Annotated in this window: 5 protein-coding genes; 4 read left to right on the top strand and 1 reads right to left on the bottom strand. The window is 71.3% G+C overall.

Annotated features, from left to right (window positions below; genetic code table 11):
• On the top strand, positions 1-509 hold a 509-nt coding region (locus C3488_RS18480), incomplete at its 5' end, for an aldehyde dehydrogenase family protein (protein WP_146067882.1).
• A 118-nt stretch (positions 510-627) separates the two neighbouring features.
• Here C3488_RS18480 and C3488_RS18475 read toward each other — a convergent pair.
• Complete coding sequence (locus tag C3488_RS18475; protein ID WP_103840767.1) at positions 628-2,430, bottom strand: glycoside hydrolase family 15 protein; 1,803 nt, start codon at positions 2,428-2,430, stop codon at positions 628-630.
• Positions 2,431-2,922: 492 nt separating this feature from the next.
• Between C3488_RS18475 and C3488_RS18470 the strand changes: the two genes are divergently transcribed.
• The 3 genes from C3488_RS18470 (at position 2,923) to C3488_RS18460 (ending at position 7,649) form a co-directional block, all read left to right on the top strand.
• Positions 2,923-4,599 carry a CTP synthase gene (locus tag C3488_RS18470; RefSeq protein ID WP_103840765.1) on the top strand — a complete coding sequence of 559 codons (1,677 nt, stop codon included), beginning with the start codon at positions 2,923-2,925 and terminating at the stop codon, positions 4,597-4,599.
• 84 nt (positions 4,600-4,683) lie between these two features.
• A complete protein-coding gene (locus tag C3488_RS18465) occupies positions 4,684-5,313 on the top strand; it encodes an NUDIX hydrolase (protein ID WP_103840763.1) in 630 nt (209 codons plus the stop codon).
• Positions 5,314-5,579: 266 nt separating this feature from the next.
• Positions 5,580-7,649, top strand: a complete 2,070-nt coding sequence (locus tag C3488_RS18460; RefSeq protein ID WP_103840761.1) for a tetratricopeptide repeat protein — start codon at positions 5,580-5,582, stop codon at positions 7,647-7,649.
• The last annotated feature ends 127 nt before the right edge of the window (positions 7,650-7,776 follow it).

Here is a 7,776-nt window from a genome sequence, read left to right as displayed (position 1 = left end):
TCGGCAACGGACTCGCCCCCGGCGTGGGGCTCGGCCCGGTGATCGACCACAACGCCGTGACCAGACTCGCCGGCCTGGTCCAGGACGCGACCCGCCGGGGCGCACACCTGGTCACCGGCGGCTCGGCTCCCAGCCACCCCGGCTCGTTCTTCGAGGCGACGCTCCTGGACCACGTACCGGCTGACGCCGACCTCGCCCGCAGCGAGATCTTCGGGCCCATCGCCGCCATCCAGCGCTTCTCCCACCAGGACGAGGCCATAGCACGCGCCAACGACACCGAGTTCGGCCTGGCAGGCTATGTCTTCACCGAGAACCTCGACCGCGCCTTCAACGTGGCCGACCAACTGGCCACCGGCCTGGTCGGCATCAACCAGGGCGTCCCCTCGAACGCGGCCGCACCCTTCGGCGGAGTCAAGCAGTCCGGCCTCGGACGCGAGGGCAGCAGCGAAGGACTCGAGGAGTACCAGGAGATCCGCTACTACAACCTCGCCCTGCGCCCCACCACCTGATCTGTGCACAGCCAACACCTGAGAGCGGACGATCGACAAGCTCACCGGGCCCGCCGAAGATCGGCGGGCCCGGTGAGGTGGAAGACCGCCCGGGTCCCCCTCGAAGAGGGGGAATCACTCAGCCCCCGTAGGCCCCGGAAGCCGTCAGCCGCAGTGCCGTGTCGATCAGCGGCACGTGGCTGAACGCCTGCGGGAAGTTGCCGACCTGGCGCTTCAGGCGCGGATCCCACTCCTCCGCGAGCAGCCCCACGTCGTTGCGCAGTGCCAGCAGCTTCTCGAACAGCTTGCGGGCCTCGTCCACGCGGCCGATCATCGCCAGGTCGTCGGCCATCCAGAACGAGCAGGCGAGGAACGCGCCCTCGTCACCCGGCAGGCCGTCCACGCCCTCCTCGTCGCCCGAGGTCGGGTAACGCAGGATGAAGCCGTCCGGCGTGGACAGCTCCCGCTGGATCGCCTCGATCGTGCCGATCACCCGCTTGTCGTCCGGCGGCAGGAAACCCATCTGCGGGATCAGCAGCAGCGAGGCGTCCAGCTCCTTGGAGCCGTAGGACTGCGTGAAGGTGTTGCGCTCCTTGTCGTAGCCCTTCTCGCACACGTCCCGGTGGATGTCGTCGCGCAGCTCACGCCACTTCTCCAGCGGGCCGTCCGCGTCACCGGACTCGATCAGCTTGATCGTGCGGTCCACCGCCACCCAGGCCATCACCTTGGAGTGCACGAAGTGCCGGCGCGGGCCGCGCACCTCCCAGATGCCCTCGTCCGGCTCGTCCCAGTGCTGCTCCAGGTAGCGGATCAGCTTCAGCTGGAGCAGGGAGGCGTAGTCGTTGCGCGCGAGCCCGGTCATGTGGGCCAGGTGCAGGGCCTCGGTGACCTCTCCGTACACGTCCAGCTGCAACTGGTGCGCGGCGCCGTTGCCGACGCGCACCGGGGCCGAGTTCTCGTAGCCGGGCAGCCAGTCCAGCTCCGCCTCGCCCAGCTCCCGCTCGCCCGCGATGCCGTACATGATCTGGAGGTTCTCCGGGTCGCCGGCCACGGCCCGCAGCAGCCACTCGCGCCAGGCGCGCGCCTCCTCGCGGTAGCCGGTGCGCAGCAGCGACGACAGGGTGATCGCCGCGTCCCGCAGCCAGGTGTAGCGGTAGTCCCAGTTGCGCACGCCGCCGATCTCCTCCGGCAGGGACGTCGTGGGCGCCGCCACGATGCCGCCGGTCGGCGCGTACGTCAGGGCCTTCAGGGTGATCAGCGAGCGGATGACGGCCTCGCGGTAGGGGCCGTGGTACGTACAGTGCTCGACCCACTCGCGCCAGAAGTCCTCGGTCGCCTCCAGCGACTGCTCGGGCTCCGGCAGCGGCGGCGGCTCCTTGTGCGAGGGCTGCCAGGAGATCGTGAACGCGAACCGGTCACCCGGTGCGACCGTGAAGTCCGCGTACGTGGTCAGACCCTTGCCGTACGTCTCGGCCTCGGTGTCGAACCACACGGAGTCCGGCCCCGCGACGGCCACCGTGCGGCCCTCGTGCTTGTGCACCCAGGGCACGATGCGCCCGTAGGAGAAGCGCATGCGCAGCGCCGACCGCATCGGCACCCGGCCCGTGACGCCCTCGACGATCCGGATCAGCTGGGGGGCGCCGTCACGCGGCGGCATGAGGTCGATGACCCGGACCGTGCCGCGCGGGGTGTCCCACTCGGACTCCAGGATCAGCGACTCGCCGCGGTACGTGCGCCGGGTCGCCCTCGGCGGCTCGGCGTCCGACGCGTGCGCCGGGCCCAGCCGCCAGAAGCCGTGCTCCTCCGTGCCGAGCAGTCCCGCGAAGACGGCATGGGAATCGAAGCGGGGCAGGCACAGCCAGTCCACGGTGCCGTCCCGGCAGACCAGCGCCGCGGTCTGCATGTCTCCGATGAGTGCGTAGTCTTCGATGCGCCCGGCCAATGCAACTCCAGTCGAACGGCCACGTCGCCCCGAGGGGCGGTCGCTCTGTGCGGTCATGGGGGTCATGAGAAACGCGTTGTTCACCGACCCATTCGAAAATGATGCAGTCGATGTTCAACGAACTGACGAGCTCCTGTTGTTCCGGGGACCGGCGGGGGTGGTGCCGTTTTCCGGGAGTGCTCGGCAGAGAGTGTCCGAGCAGGATACGACGCAGGTGCATGATCCGCGTGCCCCGCCGGGCAACCGGGCTGCCCCGAACGAGTGAGCCGCGGGTGAAACCCCGGTGAAAACCTCTTAAGGTTCGCGCGTCCGTGGTGACACATGCGCGGAGCGTGGCCGGAAGCAGTCCCCTCGCGGCGCTGATACGCTGGTAGCCCGTGGACCGGTGGGCACGAAACCCCCGAACCGCAGCGACGGCGCCCCCGAAAAAAATACTTCGAGGACCAGCCGTACCGCACCCCATACCGCGACCACGGGAGCCCCCTCTTGGCCATGCCGCCCGCTGCTTTTCGAAACAGCACAGCCACGACGACCAAGCACATCTTCGTCACCGGGGGTGTCGCCTCCTCGCTCGGCAAGGGTCTGACCGCCTCCAGCCTCGGCATGCTGCTCAAGGCCCGGGGCCTGCGCGTCGTGATGCAGAAGCTCGACCCGTACCTGAACGTCGACCCGGGCACGATGAACCCGTTCCAGCACGGTGAGGTGTTCGTCACCAACGACGGCGCCGAGACCGACCTGGACATCGGGCACTACGAACGCTTCCTCGACCGCGACCTGGACGGCTCGGCGAACGTCACCACCGGGCAGGTCTACTCGACGGTGATCGCCAAGGAGCGGCGCGGTGAGTACCTGGGCGACACCGTGCAGGTCATCCCGCACATCACCAACGAGATCAAGCACCGCATCCGGCGTATGGCCACCGACGAGGTGGACGTCGTGATCACCGAGGTGGGCGGCACGGTCGGCGACATCGAGTCGCTGCCGTTCCTGGAGACCGTCCGCCAGGTCCGCCACGAGGTCGGCCGCGACAACGTCTTCGTGGTGCACATCTCGCTGCTGCCCTACATCGGCCCCTCCGGCGAGCTGAAGACCAAGCCGACCCAGCACTCCGTGGCCGCGCTGCGCAACATCGGTATCCAGCCGGACGCGATCGTCCTGCGCTGCGACCGCGAGGTCCCCACCGCGATCAAGCGCAAGATCTCCCTGATGTGCGACGTCGACGAGGCCGCCGTCGTCGCCTGCCCGGACGCCCGCTCGATCTACGACATCCCGAAGACCGTGCACGGCGAGGGCCTGGACGCCTACGTCGTCCGCAAGCTGGACCTGCCCTTCCGCGACGTGGACTGGACGACCTGGGACGACCTGCTCGACCGGGTCCACAACCCCGAGCACGAGATCACCCTCGCCCTGGTCGGCAAGTACATCGACCTGCCCGACGCCTACCTCTCGGTGACCGAGGCGCTGCGCGCGGGCGGCTTCGCCAACAAGGCCCGGGTGAAGATCAAGTGGGTCACCTCCGACGACTGCAAGACCCCGGCGGGCGCCAAGAAGCAGCTGTCCGACGTGGACGCGATCTGCATCCCGGGCGGCTTCGGCGACCGGGGCGTGTCCGGCAAGGTCGGCGCCATCCAGTACGCCCGTGAGAACAAGGTCCCGCTGCTCGGCCTCTGCCTCGGCCTGCAGTGCATCGTGATCGAGGCCGCCCGCAACCTGGCCGGCATCCCCGACGCGAACTCCACCGAGTTCGACGCCGCCACCGCCCACCCGGTCATCTCCACCATGGCCGAGCAGCTCGACATCGTCGCGGGCGAGGGCGACATGGGCGGAACGATGCGGCTCGGCATGTACCCGGCCAAGCTCGCCGAGGGCTCGATCGTGCGCGAGGTCTACGACGGCAAGGAGTACGTCGAGGAGCGCCACCGCCACCGCTACGAGGTGAACAACGCCTACCGCGCCGAGCTGGAGAAGAAGGCGGGCATCGTGTTCTCCGGGACGTCGCCCGACGGCAAGCTCGTGGAGTACGTGGAGTACCCGCGCGAAGTGCACCCCTACCTGGTGGCGACCCAGGCGCACCCCGAGCTGCGCTCCCGCCCGACCCGCCCGCACCCGCTGTTCGCGGGCCTGGTGAAGGCGGCCGTGGAACGCAAGAACGGGAAGAACGGCAAGTAACACGGGGCCTGTACGGTGGCCGGGGTATGCGTCCTCACGGAGGCGTACCCCGGTTCGTGCGAGGCGTGGGAGGAACAGGGCGACATGGCCACGATCAAGGACACCGCCGAGGAGTGGGAGATCCGGGCGAGCGAGACCCCGTTCGTCGGCAACAAGACCTCCGTCCGCACCGACGACGTGGTCATGCCGGACGGCTCGGTGGCGCGCCGCGACTACCAGGTCCACCCCGGCTCGGTGGCCGTCCTCGCCCTGGACGCCCAGGACCGGGTGCTGGTCATCCGGCAGTACCGCCACCCGGTGCGCCAGAAGCTGTGGGAGATCCCGGCCGGCCTGCTCGACGTCCCCGGCGAGAACCCGCTGCACGCCGCCCAGCGCGAGCTGTACGAAGAGGCGCATGTCAAGGCCGAGGACTGGCGCGTGCTGGCCGACGTCTACACCACGCCCGGCGGCTGCGACGAGGCCGTGCGCATCTTCCTCGCCCGCGACCTGTCGGAGGCCGACGGGCAGCGCTTCGAGGTGGAGGACGAGGAGGCCGACATGGAGCTGGCCCGGGTGCCGGTGGCGGACCTCGTGCGGGGCGTCCTCGCGGGTGACCTCCACAACAACTGCCTCGTCGTCGGCGTGCTGTCGCTGGTCGCCGCGCGGACCGGTGAAGGCCTGGACGCCCTGCGCCCGGCCGAGGCCCCGTGGCCGGCCCGGCCGTTCCAGGCGTGACACCTCCGGTTCGGACACCCCCTTCCGGGGCTCCGCCCCTTCGCCCCCGGACGGGGTGTGGAGCGGGTGCGGGCCGGGAGCCGGTTCGAGCCGTGGCGCCCCCCGCGGGCTGAAAAATCATGACTGGTCGTACCATCGCCTGATCCGATCGGGGGACCTGTCCGCCGTGCTCCGCCGGGATCGTCGCAGAGCGTCAACTAGGCTCTGACAGCGACCCGCCCGAGGCTTCGGCGGGCCCGTGTGCGCAGTGGACGGGAGCGTGGCCCGTGACGGATCAGGCGGTGGACACAGACGGTGACGTGCGGTCGGACAGCGGTCCGCGTCCCGTCGTCGGCCACGGTCGGTTCCTCGGCCGCACACGGGAGTTGAAGGAACTCCGTGCCGACATCGAGCGCGCGGGCCTGGACACCCTCTCCGGACGCAAGGCACCCCGCGCCCGCGTGCTGCTCGTCGCGGGCCGCCCCGGTTACGGCCGCACCGCGCTCGCCGAGGAACTGGTGCGCCAGGTCGCGGATGCCTACCCGGACGGCGTGCTGCGCGCCCGCCTCAGTGAACCCGACGGCACCCCCGTCCCCACCGAGCGCACCGCCCGCGAGCTGCTGACCGCCCTCGGTGTGCCCACCCCGCCCGGGGCCGACGAGGACGAGCTGGGCCAGGCGGTGCGTGAGGCCCTCACGGGGCGCCGTGCGCTGCTCCTGCTCGACGACGCGGCGTCCGCCGAGCAGGTGGACGCGGTGCTGCCGGACGCGCCCGACTGCCTCGTCGTCGCCGTCGCCCAGGGCCCGCTGACCGGCATCGCGGACGTGCGCCCCTGCACGCTCGGCGGCCTCGACACCAAGGCCGCCCTGGAGCTGCTCACCCGGTACGCCGGCTCCGTGCGCGTCACCGTCGACCCGCTTGCCGCCGAGGGGCTCGTCGAGGAGTGCGCGGGCCAGCCCGCCGCCCTCGTCCTCGCCGGGGGCTGGCTGGCCGCCCAGCCCAAGGCCGCTGTCGCCGACCTCGCCCGGCACCTGCGTACCGGCACCGAGGACGGGCCGCCCCTCGCCCGCGCCTTCCGGCTCTCCTACGAGGCGCTGCCCGGCCCCGCCCAGCGGATGCTGCGACTGCTGTGCCTGGCCCCGGCCGGCCTGCCGGATCCGCACACCGCCTCCGCGTTGGCCGGCTGCCCCGTGGACACCGCCCGCGCCGCCCTCGACGATTTTGTGGACCGCGGCTTCCTGCGGCGCCTTGAGACACCCCTGCCGCAGTACGAGGTCCCGGGCTGCCTGCTGCCCCTGCTGCGCGCGCTCGCCGAGCGTCACGACCGTCCGGCCGAGCTGCAGCTGGCCCGCGCGCGGATGCTGGAGCGCACGGTACGGCTGCTGCAGACCTGCCGGGTGATCACCGAGACCGACAGCCCCCAGGCGCGCGAGAAGCTCGCCGGGCTGCCCCGCGAGTTGCGCTTCGCGAGCCCCCGAGCGGCCGAGGACTGGCTGCGCCTGCGGCAGCCCGCGCTGCTGGCGTCGGCCCGGCTCGCGGTGGCCGACGGCGAGCTGGACACCCTCGCCCGGCGCCTGATGGCCGCACTGGTGCGGGCCCTGGTCGCCCACTTCGGCACCCGGGCGGCCGCGCCCGAGCTGTACGCAATCCACCGGCTCGTCCTCGACGTCGCCGAGCGCCGTGGCCTGCACCGAGAGAAGGCGGCGGCCCTGCTGAACCTCGCGGACGTGGACGCGCGGACCGGCCGGACGGGGGAGGCACTGGCCCGTTACCGGGCCGCGCTGGACGCCGGACGGGCCGGCAACGACCCGTACGCGACCGGCCGCGCGATGGAATCCGTAGGCGGCGCCCACCAGGAGCTCGGGGACTTCGACCGGGCGGCCGACTGGTACGGCAGGGCCCTGGCCCATCGCCTCGCCCGCGACGAGCGTGCGGAGGCCGCCCGCCTGTACGGCCGCCTCGCCACCGTCCAGACCTACGCCGGCCGCTACGGCGAGGCGCAGCGCAACTGGCGCGCGGCGATCGCTCTGCACCGCAGGAGCGGCGATGTGGCCGCGCACGCCCGGGCGTTGAGCGAACTGGCCCGTGTCCAGGAGTACGCCGGACGTCCCGAGGAGTCGCTGCGCACCTGCGAGGAGGCGGTCGAGTGGGCGCGACAGGCCGACGACACCCGGCTGCAGGCGGCGCTCCGGCTCCGGGTCGCCGACACCCTGGAACGTCTCGGCGACCCGGCGGCCGCCGCCCTGCACCGGTCGGCGGCCGAGCGCATGCTGGGAGACGGTGCGCAGGAGGGCCCACTGACCCCGGAACACTCCGCTAACGCCTGCGAAATCCGTAGTGCACCCGCTGAAGATTGATGCAATGAAAGGCTAGACAGCGGGAACGCCTTCATTAAACTGGCTTCGCCGCACGTTCTCCTGCGGTGTCTCCCGGTGTGCGCCTGTGCGTCCGGGTATGTCTTGCAATGCCCCCACATTCCCTGAG

Source organism: Streptomyces sp. Ru72 (genome assembly GCF_002920635.1).
Lineage (GTDB): Bacteria > Actinomycetota > Actinomycetes > Streptomycetales > Streptomycetaceae > Streptomyces.
This window is presented reverse-complemented; position numbering and strand designations above follow the sequence as displayed.